The following is a 16,367-nucleotide window of genomic DNA, read 5'->3' on the forward strand; positions in this document are numbered from 1 at the left end:
GAGGAACAACGTGTCTGTCAGAGCGATTTCATCTGCTGTTGATCTAGTAAAAGCGCCGCTGCTCTATAAAGGGAAAGTGCGCGAGTTGTACGATCTTGGGGAACATTATTTAATCGTCGTGACCGACCGCATTTCCGCTTTTGACTATGTGCTGGAGCCTGCGGTTCCTGAGAAGGGGAATGTACTCAATCGTCTGGCGGCATTCTGGTTCGAACAGACGGCGGCAATTGAGCCGAATCATGTCGTTCATACGGATGTCGAGAAACTAGGGGATCTAGTCACAGACCCGTCCTTACTGAAAGATCGCATCATGGTTACCAAAAAAGCAGAACGTATCGATATCGAATGTGTCGTTCGTGGGTACATTACAGGTGGCGGATGGCGGCAGTATCAGCAATCGGGTTCGATTAACGGGATTACATTACCGCAAGGGATGAAGAAGAATGAGCGCTTCGCAGCGCCAATCTTCACGCCGGCTGCGAAAAATGATGTGGGACATGATGAGGACATCTCCTTCGATCGTATGAAGGAACTAGTCGGCGAAGAGTTAGCCCATGAGCTACAAGTGAAGAGCCTCCAGCTCTACACCTTCGCACATGCATATTGCGAGCAGCGCGGTATTATCCTCGCGGATTGCAAGTTCGAGTTCGGCTTGATCGACGGCAAGGTGATATTGATTGATGAGTTGTTTACCCCGGATTCCGCACGGTTCTGGGCAAAAGAGAATTATGCATTGAACATCGAGATTGACAGTATGGATAAAGAGCCTGTGCGCACGTATCTGGCGAACAGCGACTGGGATAAGAACAGCGTGCCGGATCCGTTGCCGGCTGAAGTGGTGGCGGAGACGACACGTCGATATCAGGATATTTATCGGAGATTGACGGAGTAGATTGGAATGATGAGGGGATGAAGCTGGAAATAGGGGGCGGAACGTAGGTGTATCATCTTCCATCGCTGTTGAAATCGGGTAAGTTTTGATTGGATTTTATGGATATTTCCCGATTTCAAAGGCGAGCGCTATCGCTCTCCAGCTGCTACACCCACTTTTCCTTCCTAATTCCATCTTCATCCCAGCCTACACCGTCCCCCTCACGAGGGGGAGGGGCAAAGGGTACACCGTTCAGCCAGAGGCGAGAACGGTGTCATGCGAATGACGCTGGAAGCGAGTGCGCTGAGAATCAGCCGCACGGCAAGCGAGAAGCGCTGGGGAGTTGCCGTTCAGGCAAAGCCTAGAACAGCCCCGCGTCTAGCGGAAATCGCAAGCAGCAAGGGCGCCGAGCATCGGCCGCACGATGAAGCTGCAAGCGAATAGCAGTTATATGACCTGCTGATCTGCGAGAAGCAGGCAATGATTTCGGTGTGGTAGAGCGTGTGCGCCGGGGTCGCCGGATAGGCAACCCCACGCACAGTAGCGCTCCTAGCACATGGTATCGACCGAGGCACGCCCTTTTGCATCTCCACCGATAGATTTGAAGTTACTAGATACACTCGTATGGCAAGCGTATGTGGAACGATGTTTCGATAGTGCTAGAGGCAATATCGAAACATCGTTCCACATAAGAGCGATCATTGCACACAAGTTAGATAGATTCCGCCACAGTCAGTCATTCGACCGATTTCGGGGTCCAGGGGCGTAGCCCCTGGGGTCCCCTTTCCAGATGGAAGGGGGATTTAGGGGGATGGCAAAAAGGTTTTTTAAAATAAGGCCCCCTGCCCAAGGGAATAAACAATCTCGATTTTTATCAATAATTTTTCACTCTAGGAGGAAATAATCGATGTTCAAAGCAACCGTGTATGTCACTGTGAAGGAAAACGTATTGGATCCGCAAGGCGTTGCCGTTCAAGGCGCACTTCATTCCATGGGATTTAGTGAAGTAAGCAAGGTTCGAATTGGAAAGTATATGGCGTTCGAAATCGATACGACAGATCGCGTGGAAGCGGAAGAACGTGTGCGTCAAATGTGCGAAAAACTGTTGGCGAATACGGTAGTGGAAGACTATCGCTTTGAATTGGAGGGTTAAGGGAATGAATTTTGCAGTTCTCGTATTTCCAGGTTCCAACTGCGATATCGATTGCTATAAAGCAGTGGAACAGACAGTTGGGCAGCCGGTTGATTACGTATGGCATACAGCGACGGACTTATCCAAATATGATTGCATCTTGATTCCTGGTGGATTCTCCTACGGTGACTACCTACGCAGCGGCGCGATTGCACGCTTCGCACCGGTTATGGCTGAAGTGGCGAAGGCTGCAGCAGCAGGCAAATATGTGATGGGGATCTGCAATGGGTTCCAAGTATTGACGGAAGCGGGATTGCTGCCGGGTGCACTTCGCCGGAACATGTCTTTGAAATTCCGCTGCCACTCGACAATTCTACGTGTAGAGAATAATAAGACAGCTTTCACGAACCAGTATGAAGTTGGCGAAATGATCGATATTCCGATCGCGCATGGCGAAGGCAACTACTATTGTGACGAAGTAACGCTTGAACAATTGAAGAAGAACGACCAGATTATTTTCCGCTATTCGGATAACCCGAACGGCTCCATGGAAGATATCGCAGGGATTTGTAACGAACAGGGTAATGTCCTGGGTCTTATGCCGCATCCAGAGCGCGCAGTGAATCAGCTGTTAGGCTCGGAAGACGGTAAGAAAATGTTTACATCGATTTTGAATGCATGGAGGGAACAACATGACGCAGCAAGTATCGGCTAAGGAGCCAACAGCACAGCAAATCGCTGATCAGCAAATTTACAAGCAATTTGGCGTATCCGAATCCGAGTACGCATTAATCTGTGGATTTCTAGGCCGTCAGCCGAACTATACCGAGATTGGTGTATTCAGTGTCATGTGGTCAGAGCACTGCGCATACAAGAACTCGAAACCGCTGCTTCGCCGCTTTCCGGTAACCGGAGAACGTGTCCTGATGGGACCGGGCGAAGGCGCAGGGATCGTCGACATCGGCGACAATCAAGCGGTTGTATTCAAAATCGAAAGTCACAATCACCCTTCCGCGGTAGAGCCGTATCAAGGCGCAGCGACAGGGGTGGGCGGGATTATCCGCGATATTTTCTCGATGGGTGCAAGACCTGTTGCCCTATTGAATTCTCTACGTTTCGGGAAACTAGAATCCGAACGTGCGAAATATTTGTTCGAGCATGTCGTGTCCGGGATTGCGGGATACGGGAACTGTATCGGGATTCCTACCGTTGCAGGGGAAGTGATGTTCGATGAGAGCTATGAAGGCAACCCGCTCGTCAATGCCATGTGTGTGGGCCTCATCGATCATGATAAAATTCAACGCGGCGTTGCCAAAGGGATTGGGAATCCAGTGTTCTACGTTGGACCTCCAACAGGACGTGACGGGATTCATGGCGCGACATTCGCATCCGAGGAATTGACAGCTGAGACGGAAGCGAAACGTTCTGCGGTACAAGTCGGCGATCCATTTATGGAGAAGCTGGTTATGGAATCAACATTGGAATTAATTAATGCCGGTATCGTTGTCGGTATTCAAGATATGGGTGCAGCAGGCTTAACTTGCTCTAGCGCAGAGATGGCGAGTAAAGCAGGGAACGGCCTCGAGCTATACCTGGATGAAGTGCCGCAGCGCGAGCCGAACATGACGGCGTATGAAATGATGCTGTCCGAGTCGCAAGAACGGATGTTGTTCGTGGTTGAACCGAAGGACGAAGCGCAAGCGATGGAGATCTTCGAACGTTGGGGCGTTATTTGTGCCAAAGTCGGTAAAGTAACCGATGATGGTCGTCTGCGTCTGATCCACAATGGCGAAGTGGTCGGCGATATGCCAGTGCAAGCACTTGTTGACGAGTGTCCGGTATACAACAAACCATCGGCTGTTCCTGCGTATTACACAGCGAACGAGAGCATCGATACAACGCGTTATGAAGAAGTGACGGACTTGAACCGTGCATTAGAGCAAGTTCTTGCTTCCCCAACGGTAGCAAGCAAAGAGTGGGTCTACAACCAATATGACCACATGGTTCGTACGAGCACAGCGGTTCGTCCAGGTTCGGACGCAGCAGTCGTTCTTGTAGACGGCACGCGCAAAGGGCTTGCGATGACAACGGACTGTAACGGTCGTTACGTCTATCTTGATCCTGAAGTAGGCGGACGCATCGCGGTTAGTGAAGCGGCTCGTAACATCGTTTGTTCCGGTGCTGAACCACTAGCAATTACGGATAACCTCAACTTCGGCAGCCCGGAGAAACCGGATATTTTCTGGCAAATGGAACGTTCTGTAGATGGCATGGCTGAAGCTTGCCGTGAGCTCAATACGCCGGTTATCGGCGGAAATGTCAGCTTGTATAACGAGAACAAGAACGGCGCGATCTACCCGACACCAGTCGTCGGGATGGTAGGGCTTGTACACGATACAGATCATATTACAACGCAAGCGTTCAAGAACGAAGGCGACGTGATTTTCCTACTCGGCGATACGCAAGCAGAGCTTGGCGGCAGTGAGTTCCAATATGTCGTTCACGGCGTAACCGAAGGCAGACCGCCGCAGCTTAATCTGGCGACAGAACGCACATTACTCCACACGGTGCTTGGCGCGATTCAGCAGGGACTTGTGGCATCGGCGCATGACTTGTCCGAGGGTGGTCTTGCCGCAGCCGTAACAGAGAGCTGCATCAGCGGCAACATTGGCGCTTCGGTAAATTTCGCAACAGAAATACGTCCGGATTTCGCATTATTCAGCGAGAGCCAATCCCGCATTCTATTAACAGCATCTGCATCACATGCTGAAGCGTTAGCGACTTATGTGCGTGAGCAAGGGGTACCTGTTCAGCAAATCGGAGCCGTGCAAGGCAGCGATCTAACCATCACGGTGAACGGCAAACCTGCAATTGCAGCTCCTGTATCTCAATTTGCGAAGGTTTGGAAGGATGCGATTCCATGTCTCATGAAATAAATGCATCTGAGACCACTCCGAAGTTGTGGGTAGGCGAGTACTACAATGAGGGTATGGGTCGAGACGATATTTTTGACAAGTTAAAAGAGGAATGCGGCGTGTTCGGGGTGTTCGGTCACCCCGACGCAGCATCCTTGTCGTATTATGGCTTGCACGCTCTTCAGCATCGTGGTGAAGAGAGTGCGGGGATCTGTGTCACAGATGGCGGCGACTTTAACTATCACCGCGGGATGGGACTTGTGAAAGAGGTGTTCGATAAAGACCTTTTAGCGTCCTTGATCGGCTCACGTTCCATCGGTCATGTGCGTTACTCGACATCAGGCGAGAGTAAGCTCGCCAACGCGCAGCCGCTCGTGTTCAAGTACCGTGATGGAGACCTTGCGATTGCGACGAACGGGAATATCGTGAATGCGAATCAAATTCGTCGTGAACTCGAGTCCTCGGGTTCGATTTTTCAGACATCGAGTGATACCGAAGTGCTCGCGCATCTCATCGCACGGTCATCCAAAGATTTCGTCACCGCGACGAAAGAAGCTCTTCAGAAGCTGGTTGGCGGTTTTGCGTTCCTCATCATGACGAACGACAAGTTGATCGTTGCATCTGACCCGAACGGGCTTCGTCCGGTTACGATGGGTCGTCTCGGCGATGCGTATTTGTTCGCTTCGGAGACATGTGCGTTCGAAGTCGTTGGCGCAGAGTTGGTTCGCGATATTCAGCCCGGAGAAATGCTTATTCTGGATAGCACAGGCATGAAGGAAGATCGTTATACCGAGACACAGCGTCGTTCGTTATGCGCGATGGAATACATCTATTTCTCCCGCCCGGATACGGATTTGAACGGTTCGAATCTTCACGCCGCTCGCAAGCGGATGGGCAAGAAGATGGCGCAGGAATCCTTCGTGGATGCAGACATCGTCACTGGGGTGCCGGATTCGAGTATTTCTGCCGCGATCGGCTATGCCGAGGAGACAGGAATTCCTTACGAATTAGGGCTGATCAAAAATAAATACACAGGCCGTACCTTCATTCAACCGAGCCAAGAGCTCCGGGAGCAAGGTGTGAAAATGAAGCTTAGCGCCGTACGTAAAGTCGTGGAAGGCAAGCGCGTCGTCATGATCGATGATTCGATCGTGCGCGGGACAACGTCTCGTCGCATCGTCAACTTGCTGCGGGAAGCGGGTGCGACAGAGGTCCATGTGCGGATTACATCGCCACCTTTTAAGAATCCATGTTTCTATGGAATTGATACCCCGAGCCGCAAGGAATTGATCGCTTCTTATCAATCGATTGATGAAATTCGTAAGGAGATTAATGCAGATTCGCTGGCTTTCCTTTCGAAAGACGGATTGATCGAAGCAATTGATAGCTACTCGACGAATGAGATGAATGGCGGATTGTGTCTGGCTTGTTTTGATAATGATTACCCGACAGAAGTGCAGTTTCACGGGACAGAGAAATTCGGTTGCGGATGCGACTGATTGAATAGATAGATCGAATTGTGAACGATAGATTGACCACCAGATTGTAAAAGGAGTGTACATGATGTCCTCAGAAGCCTACAAAGAAGCTGGCGTCGATATCGCAGCAGGAAATGAAGCAGTCGAGCGTATGAAGAAGCATGTCAAAAGAACGTTCCGTCCTGAAGTGATGACAGACCTCGGAGGATTCGGCGGTTTGTTCGGATTGAACAAAGACAAATACGAAGAGCCTGTTCTCGTATCGGGTACCGATGGTGTAGGGACGAAGCTCAAAATTGCATTCGCAATGGATAAGCACGATACGATCGGTGTGGATGCGGTCGCGATGTGCGTCAACGATATTATCGTTCAAGGGGCAGAGCCGTTGTTCTTCCTTGATTACTTAGCTTGTGATCGTGTCGTTCCGGAGAAGATCGAAGCGATTGTCAAAGGGATTGCGGATGGCTGTTCGGAGTCGGGTTGTGCGCTAATTGGCGGCGAGACGGCAGAGATGCCGGGCATGTATGCCGAAGGTGAATATGATATTGCAGGCTTTACGGTCGGCATTGTCGATAAAAAGAAGATCATTGATGGTTCTACGATTGCTCCAGGCGATGTTGTGCTCGGTCTTGCATCGAGCGGCGTGCACAGCAACGGATTCTCGCTTGTACGTAAGCTGTTGCTCGAGAAACACGGCTATCAATTGACAGATACGTTACCTGAACTTGGCGGCGCAACACTCGGTGCAACTTTGCTCGAACCAACGAAGCTTTATGTGAAGCCGGTTCTGAAATTGATTGAAGACGTGAAAGTCAAAGGGATGGCTCACATTACAGGTGGCGGATTTATTGAGAATATTCCGCGTATGCTGCCGGCGAACGTGAATGTGAACATCGAATACGGCACATGGCCGATTCTGCCGATCTTCCAGCTCATGCAGTCGAAGGGCGAGATCACGAATCGGGATATGTTCACCACCTTTAACATGGGGATCGGCATGGTGATTGTGGTGCCTGCGGATCAAGCAGAACAAGCGGTTGCTGCGCTGGAATCGCAAGGTGAGCAAGTCTATCGTCTAGGCACCGTTACTGAAGGAGAGCGTGTGGTTACCTTCACAGGAGCGGATGTGTAATGGAACGATTGCGCATGGCGGTGTTTGCTACCGGGAACGGGAGTAATTTTCAAGCGCTGGTCGATGCGATTCAAGAGGGACAGCTCCATGCGACGATGGAGCTGCTCGTCTGTGATAGACCAACTGCGAAAGTCGTTGAGCGCGCTGAACAGGCTGGTGTTGACACCTTCCTGTTCCATCCGAAGCAGTATGCGAATCGCGAAGCGTATGAAATGGAGATCCTGAAGCAGCTGGAGGAGAAACAGATCGATTTGGTTGTGCTGGCGGGTTATATGCGAATCATAACAGAAACGCTCGTGACGCCTTACTACGGTCGACTGATCAATATTCATCCGTCCTTGCTTCCCGCCTTTCCAGGGAAGGACGCTATCCAGCAAGCGCTAGACTACGGAACGAAGGTGACGGGGGTCACGGTTCATTTCGTCGATGGCGGCATGGATACAGGTCCAATTATTGCCCAGCGTGCTGTCGCGATTGATGAGGGAGTACAAGTTGACGACGTTACTCAGTCGGTTCAACGCATTGAACGTGAACTGTATCCGCAAGTGGTGCAGTGGTTCTGCGAAGGCCGCATTCAACTAATAGATCGAATTGTTCATATCAATCATTCATAGCATGAGGGAGGAATCAGACGTGGCTATTCGTAGAGCGCTGATTAGCGTATCGGATAAGACGGGGATTGTAGATTTTGCACGCGAGCTTGCAGCAGCAGGGGTTGAGATTATTTCGACGGGCGGTACGAAGAGCTTGCTCGAGAAAGAGAACGTTCCAGTCATCGGAATTTCCGAAGTAACAGGATTTCCTGAGATCATGGATGGCCGTGTCAAAACATTGCATCCAGCGGTTCACAGCGGATTGCTCGCAGTTCGTGATAACGAAGAGCATACGGCGCAAATGAAAGAGCTTGGGCTTGATTATATCGATATCGTGGTCGTGAACTTGTATCCGTTCAAAGAAACAATTGCGAAACCGGGCGTCTCGTACGAGGATGCGATCGAGAATATCGATATCGGCGGACCGACGATGCTACGTTCCGCGGCGAAAAACCACGCGTTCGTGACGGTGGTTGTGGATGCAGCGGATTATGCGAGCGTGATCGAGGAAGTGCGTGCTGAAGGCGATACGACCCTAGAAACGCGTAAACGTCTTGCGGCCAAAGTATTCCGTCACACGGCTTCGTACGATGCACTCATTTCGGATTATCTCTCCAAGCAAGTGGGCGAGCCATTGCCTGAGACATACACCGTGACGTATGAGAAAGTTCAAGATCTTCGCTATGGGGAGAACCCGCATCAGAGCGCGGCGTTCTATCGCAAACCACTAGCTGGACTCGGGAACATTACAACGGCGGAACAGCTTCATGGCAAAGAGCTATCTTACAACAATATTAACGACGCAAACGCAGCGCTCTCGATCGTTCGTGAATTTGATGAGCCTACGGTTGTTGCTGTTAAACATATGAATCCTTGCGGCGTAGGGATTGGTACGACGATCCATGAAGCGTATCAGAAAGCATACGCGGCTGATCCAACATCGATCTTCGGTGGCATTGTCGTGGCGAACCGTGTCATCGGCGCAGAGACAGCGACGCTGCTCGGCGAGATTTTCCTCGAGATCGTCATGGCACCAGACTTCACACCTGAAGCATTCGATATCCTAGCGAAAAAGAAAAACATTCGTCTGCTGAAGCTGGGCGAGTTCTCCGCTTCAACGGATCGCAAGACAGAATTCGCCGTGACATCGGTCGATGGCGGAATGCTTGTTCAAGAGACGGACATTCGTCAATTGGATGAATCCGATCTGAAGGTTGTAACAGACCGTCAACCGACGGCTGAAGAGCTGAAGCAATTGTTGTTCGGTTGGAAAGTTGTGAAACACGTGAAATCCAACGCGATCGTACTTGCCAAAGACGACATGACCATCGGTGTAGGCGCAGGCCAAATGAACCGCGTAGGCGCAGCGCGTATCGCTATCGAGCAAGCGGGCGAGAAGGCGCAAGGATCTGTGTTGGCATCCGACGCATTCTTTCCGATGGGCGACACCGTTGAATTGGCTGTCAAAGCAGGCGTAACCGCGATCATCCAACCAGGTGGATCGATCAAGGACGAGGAATCCATTCGCGTGGCGAATGAGCACGGCATTGCGATGATCTGCACGGGTGTGCGTCATTTCAAGCACTAAGATTACAGGTTTAGGCATTTACATGTTTCATGTTCAATGCGCGGCGAGTGCAGCGTAGGGGACGGAATCGTGCTGGAAAAGCGTAGCGTTCGCCTTTGTCCTCGGATTTCAACCATTATTTCTTAGTTAGATCAAGAAATCCGAGGACAACAGCGATTGGAAGGACGATCCGTACCCGGAGCGGTTGGTTCGCAGGTACGATATATTTTTACACTTAAACTGAGGTGAGCGGGATGCGTGTTATGGTAGTGGGCCGCGGCGGGCGTGAGCACGCGATCGTGTGGGCCTTGAAGAAGAGCGAGAAAGTGAAGCATCTCGTCTGTGCGCCAGGTAATGCGGGAATTGCACAGCTTGCCGAGTGCATCGATATCGCAGAGAGTCAGTTCGATGAGCTCGCGCAATATGCGCTCGATCATGCGATCGACCTTGTGGTCGTCGGACCAGATGATCCGTTGGCAGCTGGGATTGTCGATGTGTTCGAAGCGAAGGAGATTCCGGTCTTCGGGCCGCGCAAGAATGCAGCGATTATTGAAGGCAGCAAGACGTTTATGAAGGATCTGCTGCGCAAGTACAACATTCCGACAGCCGCATATGAGAAGTTCGATAAATACGTGGATGCCCTTGCCTATTTGCGTCAGCAGTCCGCACCGATTGTCATCAAGGCGGACGGATTAGCAGCGGGTAAAGGCGTGATCGTCGCGCAGACGATGGAAGAAGCGGAGCAGGCACTGCAAGAGATGATGGTCGGCAAAGTATTCGGTAATGCCGGGAACCAAGTCGTCATTGAAGAATTTATGGCAGGCCAAGAAATGTCGATCCTCGCCTTCGTTGATGGGGAGACGGTTCGTCCGATGAGTCCGGCACAAGACCATAAACCAGTGTATGACGGAGATAAAGGACCGAATACAGGCGGTATGGGGACGTATTCACCATTGCCGCATATTCCACAGTCCATCATTGACGAGGCAATTGAGACGATTGTGATCCCGACGGCCAAAGCGATGGTCGCTGAAGGTCGTCCATTCCGCGGCGTCTTGTTCGCAGGTCTAATGATTACGCCGGATGGTAAGCCGAAGACGGTGGAGTTTAATGCACGCTTTGGCGATCCTGAGACGCAAGTGGTGCTGCCGCGCCTGAAGACGGATCTCGTCGATATTTTCTTGGCCGCTGTGAACGGAACCTTGCATGAGCTTGAGATCGAATGGAGCGAAGAAGCGGCGGTATGTGTCATCTTAGCTTCGGGAGGTTACCCGGCATCGTATCCGAAGGGATTGCCAGTAAAGGGGCTGGATGAAGTGCAGGAAGCGCTCGTGTTCCACGCGGGGACGGCAACCAATGAACAGGGGCAATTCGTAACGAACGGTGGCCGCGTATTTGGGGTTGTAGGCCTCGGAGCGACGATTGCTGAAGCACGTGCCAAAGCATATGCCGATGCCGATCGGATTCAGTTCGAAGGCAAGCAAAATCGATCGGATATTGCGAATAAAGCGCTCGTCTAGTCAAGATCACTCTCTGCGGAACAATTGAGTACGGTTCTTATACACATAGATAACAGCATACAGAACGATGAGAATTAGTAAAATTGGCAGCCAATATGCACGTAGAAAGTCTAGAAAAGTCATAGTCGACGGACGCTCCTCTGTGAACTGGGAATTGCCCCTATTGTTACCGATCCGGGGCATATCTATCCAGAGCACGTAGTTGATTGGTTGAAGCTTAAGCAGATGCTTAAGCTTTTTTTCTTGTCTCCATGAATAGAATGAGGGACTCTTTTGCCACACTAGCGAAGAAGCAATGAACAGCATGCTAAAGTGGGGTGATGGAGAATGGAGCGTTATGACGTGAACTACGGCGAGAAGGATGAGTCGGTACAGGCCGCTCAAGAGGTTCAGAGTACAGCGGATGCGACGGATGCTGTTACCTCGGAAGTGGACCAAGCAGGTGTAGAAGTCAATCACAACGATACGAATTTCTTGTTGAAGCAATTCTATGGGATGTACGAATAAGGTTATAGACTTACGCGATGTCCTGGGACAAAGCCAATGGATCTGACAATAACACGTCAGGGCATTGGCTTTTGTTGTTCTTGGACATGACGTACAGTAACCGCAGGCCGATAGCCAAATAACTGGCGGAGCAGCAAGGCGGCGATTCGAAAGACCATTTCTGCGAGGATGATCGCACCGACCGCATCCAATAAGGCATGCTGCTTCACGAAAAAGGTTGAAATGATGATCGACCATGAAACCGCACCAATAATCATTTTGACGGAGGAGGGGATGGCATGACATGATCGAGCACCGATCCAGAGCAGATAGCTCGTCATTACATGAATGCTGGGGAAGCAGTTATACGGGCCATCCAGCGTATAGATCCCTTTCACCATTTGAATGAGTATCCCATTATTGTGAAGTTCGGGTCTTGGTACGGTCGTCTGAAAAACATAATAAATGAGGTAGCTTCCTATCAGTCCTAGGATGACCGCGAGCAGCGTCTGGTAATAGATAGAGCGATTTTTAAGGCATAACAGGACGAAGACCCCAATCAGGAAGGGATACCAGAGCACATAGGGAATGATGAAGACCGGGAGGAACGGGATCGCATTGTCGAGGTCTGTCATGAGATTGTATACTTGCTCTCCGCCGTGGTTCAGCACCATGTAGAAGATATTTAGCACAGGAATGACGAGCAACCAGAGGAGCGGGAGCAGGGATTGCAGACGAGTGTTTCGTTTCACGATAGATTCTCCTTTTGTGCGTGCCGCAGCACGTTGATGAATTTATCGTAACGGGAGAATCTGTAGATTCGGCAAAGAGATAACTAAAGAAAGTCTGAAGATATAGATCGCCGCCAAAAATCATTCTATATCTGTCCCGTTGACAGTGCTTGGAGGTTCATGATAATATGACTTTAATAATTCATAGTAAATTTATCGGAATTAAAGGTTAAAGGATATGGAAGTAGGGAGATGAGCGTATGGAACGTCATATTACGATCAAACACGAGGATTTGCAGCTTGCAGGAACGATTCATTATCCGGAGGGTGTCTGCTCTGCAGGGAAGCAAGGCCATGAAGGCTTTCGGGTTCCGCTAGTTGTCATTTGTCACGGGTTCGTGGGCAACCGGATCGGCGTCGATCGATTGTTCGTGAAGACAGCGCGCGAGCTGGCGCTTGCAGGCAACCTAGTGCTTCGATTCGATTATGGCGGATGCGGGGAGAGCTCGGGTGAGTACGGAGACCTTGGACTCGAATCGATGATCGCCCAGACGCGTACGGCATTAGACTATGCACTGGATTGCTGTGATGTGGACTTGTCGAGAGTTACGCTGCTCGGTCATAGCCTGGGGGGAGCGGTTGCGCTTCTAACAGCGGTGAAGGATCGCCGTGTGAAAAGACTCGTTATGTGGTCGGCCGTAGGCTATCCTTTTAATGATATCGTGAAAATTATTGGCAGGAACGGGTATGATGAATCGAAGCTCAAAGGGAAGACGGACTACGCGGGATATAGCTTTACACCGAAATATTTCGATTCGCTCGGGCTCTATCAGCCTTTCCAAGAAACGAACCGATTCTCAGGAGATGTCTTATTGATTCACGGGACAAGTGACGATGTGATTCCTGTAGACTATAGCTTCTTGTATGAGAAAACTTTCTGGCTGCGCAGTGATGGCCGTTGCGATAAAGAAATTATTTTCCAAGCCGATCATACGTATTCGACAGGGACACATCAGACACAGGTAATTGGCAAGACGAAGATGTGGCTGCGTGCACTGGAAGAACGTAATTCCGATTGGCAGCACTGGAGTATATAAGTTCATAATGCGTGTAAGCAGGGGCTGATTTCATCGCGGATTCCTAGTACAATAGAGATTAGTTGGCATGGAAATGTTGCGTGAAGGAGTCGGCAGATGAATAGCAAACAAGAAATAGAACGTCAGATGACCCAGCAATTTGAACGGGATGAGCGTATGATGATTCTCGTATTTGTACAGTGGTGCATCAACAATGATTTGGATCCTGTTGCACTGTATACGCGGGCCTATCCGCAGCAAGCAGATAATGTGGAGCTGCGCGAGGCGCTGAAGATTGCGGTAACGAAGGAAGAAGCGGGACCAATCGGTGAGCATATCGTGCTCGGCATGCTTGCTGCTTATAACAATGATGACCTCGCAGCGGTTGTGACCGAAGAAATTGCACGATTGAAGAAGTAGTACGTTATCTAGGAAAAAGAAGAACCTTCGGTTCCCTGCAAAAATGAGGGAGATCGAAGGTTCTTTTGTATTAATCGCGTCGTTTCATCTTCGCTATGAAGCTAGCCGCACCAATGACGACGATCGCTGCATAGATGATGCCTGCCATCGAGCCGATATATTCGAGACCTAAGGGAAGCAAAAGGGTAAGGATTCCGATCGTCACATATGCGATACCCACGGTCTTCGCAAGTTTGTCTTTATTCCCCGTGAACGTCTCTTCGCGATATCCTGCGATGAGGACGAGCATTTTCTTCACGCCAATCAAATAGCCGAAGACGATAAACAATAATCCGAGCAGTCCCATGACTAGAATCGAAGAACTCAATGATTTCACCTCGTGCTATAGAATCTATTAATTATAAGGGGAGGGACCGGGAAAGTCGAGTGTAGGGGAGGCAGGTGTAATATCAAAAAACGCCCCCCGTACGAAGCGGAGGGCGTATGTTCTATGTGCCATTATTGATAGCTATTCGCTCGTTCCTTACGGCCGAACATGCGGCGAATGTAAGGGATGACGAAGTAGTCAAGTCCGATGCGGCCTGCGTTGAAGCCAGCGACGACGATGAAGATCTCAAGGATGATCATTTGTGCGTTCGTGCTCACGGTACCAGCCATCAGGAAGGCGAAGTTCATGACCATACCCATTAAGACGGCGAATGTTGTAAATGTACCAAGGATGAGTCCAAGGCCGACTAAGAATTCTCCCCATGGGACGAGGACATTGAACAGTTTGACGTTCGGTAGTGCGAAGTGCTCTAGGAAGTTCGCGAACCAAGTTTGTACAGCGGGATGATCGCCTGTTGCCTTAGCGATTGCACCTTGCATAAATCCTGCGGCATCAAAGCCTCCGCCTGTGATCTTGCCCCAGCCGCCCGTGATCCATTGATAGCCGAGATATACGCGAATGATGGTGAGCAGCCAAGCTGCGACGATGTTGTTTCTTAACCAATGTGTGAACATTGATACCAGCTCCAGTCCGTTTTGTAGTTATTATTGTTTATCTCTATGGCTTAATCATACATTCAGTTTAATCCTCAACATGTGATTTTTATCACATTATTAGCCCGAATTTAAAATTTATGAATTTGAAGTACATACTTTGTTCACATTTTCACAAGCGCAAATATCACACCTATCCAAAAACATTTTTCCATAGCTCCAAGCGTCGAAATAACAGACAAATCTTCCATTTTATGCTTAAATAAAGACCATGGACTTTCATCTGTTCCAAATTTTTGCCATTTGAAAGGGGTCTTCATGAAGTCGAAATCATTCTATCGAACACTTAGCATACTATGTATTCTACTGACGCTGCTTCTCAGTGCTTGCACGAGTAAAACGCCTGAAGTTGAGAGCACACCTGAGCCGCAATCCACGGAACAACCAGCACAGGAACAGGAATCAGAGCAAGATCCGACCAAGGCTTATATTGCGCCATTAACAGGGTTACCCACAGCAGAGCCAGTAACCGCAAGGCCAATCGCAGTCATGATCAATAATATGTCCAAGGCAAGACCACAGTCTGGACTTACCCATGCGGATATGCTGTATGAAGTGCTCGCAGAAGGCGGGATTACGCGGCTTGTGGCTATTTTCCAGAGTGAGAATTTCCAGGAACCCATTGGTCCGATTCGCAGCATCCGTCCATATCTCATTGATCTTGGCGATAGCTACCAAGGGGTCTTGGTGCATGCCGGGGCGAGTACCGACGGGTATGCGGTCCTTCAACGTCAACACAAAGAACACTTGGATGAAATTTCGAACGCCGGGCCGTTCTTTTACCGGGATAAATCACGAAAAGCACCGCACAATCTGTATTCAACGCTAGAGAAGCTGCGTGAAGGCGCTGCGAAGAAGAAGTATAAGGCAGATGTGCCTGTGACCACGTATCCTTTTGCCAAAGAAGAGGACATGCCTGTGGGGGAAGAGGCGGCGAAAATTACGGTCAACTTCCTGCTCAAGAACTATAAAGTGACCTATGATTATGATGCGACGAGCAAGCGTTACAGCCGTTCGATCAACGGTCAGCCGCATATCGATCTGAATACGAAGGAGACGCTTACGGCGACGAATGTCGTTGTGCTGGGAGCGGATCATCGTACGCTAGACGATGTGGGACGCTTGGATGTGAATTTGATGAAGGGTGGAGAAGCCGTACTCTATCAACGCGGCAAAGCCATCTCTTGCACGTGGTCGCGCAGCAAGACAAGTGATGTCATTCGATTGTATAAGGATGGGCAAGAGTTGCCACTCTACCCGGGGAAGACAATTCTCAACATCGTTCCAAACACTCCAACATTTGCGAGTCATATCCAGGTGGGGTAATTTGTTAAATCCGGCAAGGATTCCTTGTCGGATTTAATTTTGTCGAGCGGACTGGATAATTGTAGGCGAATATCGACAA

16 protein-coding genes are annotated in these 16,367 nt (G+C 50.0%); 13 read left to right on the plus strand and 3 right to left on the minus strand.

Translation table 11 applies throughout. The features are described 5' to 3' along the window. Nucleotides 1–10 precede the first annotated feature (10 nt). The 10 genes from C558_RS0121865 (at nt 11) to C558_RS0121915 (ending at nt 11,715) form a co-directional block, all read left to right on the plus strand. Nucleotides 11–892 carry a phosphoribosylaminoimidazolesuccinocarboxamide synthase gene (locus C558_RS0121865; protein ID WP_018758439.1) on the plus strand — a complete coding sequence of 294 codons (882 nt, stop codon included), beginning with the start codon at nt 11–13 and terminating at the stop codon, nt 890–892. Nucleotides 893–1,778: 886 nt separating this feature from the next. Beyond that, complete coding sequence (gene purS / locus C558_RS0121875) at nt 1,779–2,024, plus strand: phosphoribosylformylglycinamidine synthase subunit PurS (RefSeq protein WP_018758441.1); 246 nt, start codon at nt 1,779–1,781, stop codon at nt 2,022–2,024. A gap of 4 nt (nt 2,025–2,028) precedes the next feature. Beyond that, complete coding sequence (purQ, locus tag C558_RS0121880; protein WP_018758442.1) at nt 2,029–2,718, plus strand: phosphoribosylformylglycinamidine synthase subunit PurQ; 690 nt, start codon at nt 2,029–2,031, stop codon at nt 2,716–2,718. Continuing rightward, nucleotides 2,696–4,939, plus strand: a complete 2,244-nt coding sequence (purL, locus tag C558_RS0121885) for a phosphoribosylformylglycinamidine synthase subunit PurL (RefSeq protein WP_018758443.1) — start codon at nt 2,696–2,698, stop codon at nt 4,937–4,939. The genes purQ and purL overlap by 23 nt, the downstream gene beginning before the upstream one ends. Then, complete coding sequence (gene purF / locus C558_RS0121890; protein ID WP_018758444.1) at nt 4,924–6,417, plus strand: amidophosphoribosyltransferase; 1,494 nt, start codon at nt 4,924–4,926, stop codon at nt 6,415–6,417. The genes purL and purF overlap by 16 nt, the downstream gene beginning before the upstream one ends. A gap of 64 nt (nt 6,418–6,481) precedes the next feature. Continuing rightward, entirely contained in the window at nt 6,482–7,528 is a 1,047-nt protein-coding gene (gene purM / locus C558_RS0121895) for a phosphoribosylformylglycinamidine cyclo-ligase (protein WP_018758445.1), read from the plus strand. Further along, entirely contained in the window at nt 7,528–8,142 is a 615-nt protein-coding gene (purN, locus tag C558_RS0121900) for a phosphoribosylglycinamide formyltransferase (RefSeq protein WP_018758446.1), read from the plus strand. Before purM ends, purN begins: the two co-directional genes overlap by 1 nt. A 19-nt stretch (nt 8,143–8,161) precedes the next feature. After that, nucleotides 8,162–9,709: a bifunctional phosphoribosylaminoimidazolecarboxamide formyltransferase/IMP cyclohydrolase gene (gene purH / locus C558_RS0121905; protein ID WP_018758447.1), complete on the plus strand. Its 1,548-nt coding sequence runs from the start codon at nt 8,162–8,164 to the stop codon at nt 9,707–9,709. 233 nt (nt 9,710–9,942) lie between these two features. After that, entirely contained in the window at nt 9,943–11,208 is a 1,266-nt protein-coding gene (gene purD / locus C558_RS0121910) for a phosphoribosylamine--glycine ligase (protein WP_018758448.1), read from the plus strand. 327 nt (nt 11,209–11,535) lie between these two features. Further along, nucleotides 11,536–11,715: a hypothetical protein gene (locus tag C558_RS0121915; RefSeq protein WP_018758449.1), complete on the plus strand. Its 180-nt coding sequence runs from the start codon at nt 11,536–11,538 to the stop codon at nt 11,713–11,715. A 56-nt stretch (nt 11,716–11,771) separates the two neighbouring features. Here the strand turns inward: C558_RS0121915 and C558_RS0121920 are convergent, their stop codons facing one another. Further along, the gene (locus tag C558_RS0121920) at nt 11,772–12,446 is read right to left on the minus strand and encodes a phosphatase PAP2 family protein (RefSeq protein WP_018758450.1); all 675 of its coding nucleotides are present in this window, start codon (nt 12,444–12,446) and stop codon (nt 11,772–11,774) included. 239 nt (nt 12,447–12,685) lie between these two features. Between C558_RS0121920 and C558_RS0121925 the strand changes: the two genes are divergently transcribed. Together C558_RS0121925 and C558_RS0121930 are read left to right on the plus strand one after the other, a co-directional pair. Continuing rightward, nucleotides 12,686–13,522, plus strand: coding sequence for an alpha/beta hydrolase (locus C558_RS0121925; protein WP_018758451.1), 837 nt, complete (start codon nt 12,686–12,688; stop codon nt 13,520–13,522). A gap of 96 nt (nt 13,523–13,618) precedes the next feature. Then, nucleotides 13,619–13,921 (plus strand): hypothetical protein, encoded by a 303-nt coding sequence (locus C558_RS0121930; protein ID WP_018758452.1) that lies wholly within the window; start codon nt 13,619–13,621, stop codon nt 13,919–13,921. A gap of 70 nt (nt 13,922–13,991) precedes the next feature. On the opposite strand, the gene C558_RS0121935 is transcribed toward C558_RS0121930, so the two are convergent. After that, nucleotides 13,992–14,288 (minus strand): DUF3784 domain-containing protein, encoded by a 297-nt coding sequence (locus tag C558_RS0121935; RefSeq protein WP_018758453.1) that lies wholly within the window; start codon nt 14,286–14,288, stop codon nt 13,992–13,994. Nucleotides 14,289–14,419: 131 nt separating this feature from the next. Further along, nucleotides 14,420–14,923 carry a DoxX family membrane protein gene (locus C558_RS0121940; RefSeq protein WP_018758454.1) on the minus strand — a complete coding sequence of 168 codons (504 nt, stop codon included), beginning with the start codon at nt 14,921–14,923 and terminating at the stop codon, nt 14,420–14,422. Between the two features lie 297 nt (nt 14,924–15,220). On the opposite strand from C558_RS0121940, the gene C558_RS0121950 reads away from it, so the two are divergent. Further along, complete coding sequence (locus C558_RS0121950; RefSeq protein ID WP_018758456.1) at nt 15,221–16,288, plus strand: DUF3048 domain-containing protein; 1,068 nt, start codon at nt 15,221–15,223, stop codon at nt 16,286–16,288. Nucleotides 16,289–16,367: the final 79 nt, after the last annotated feature.

The sequence above is a fragment of the Paenibacillus terrigena DSM 21567 genome, assembly GCF_000374845.1.
Lineage (GTDB): Bacteria > Bacillota > Bacilli > Paenibacillales > Paenibacillaceae > Paenibacillus_K > Paenibacillus_K terrigena.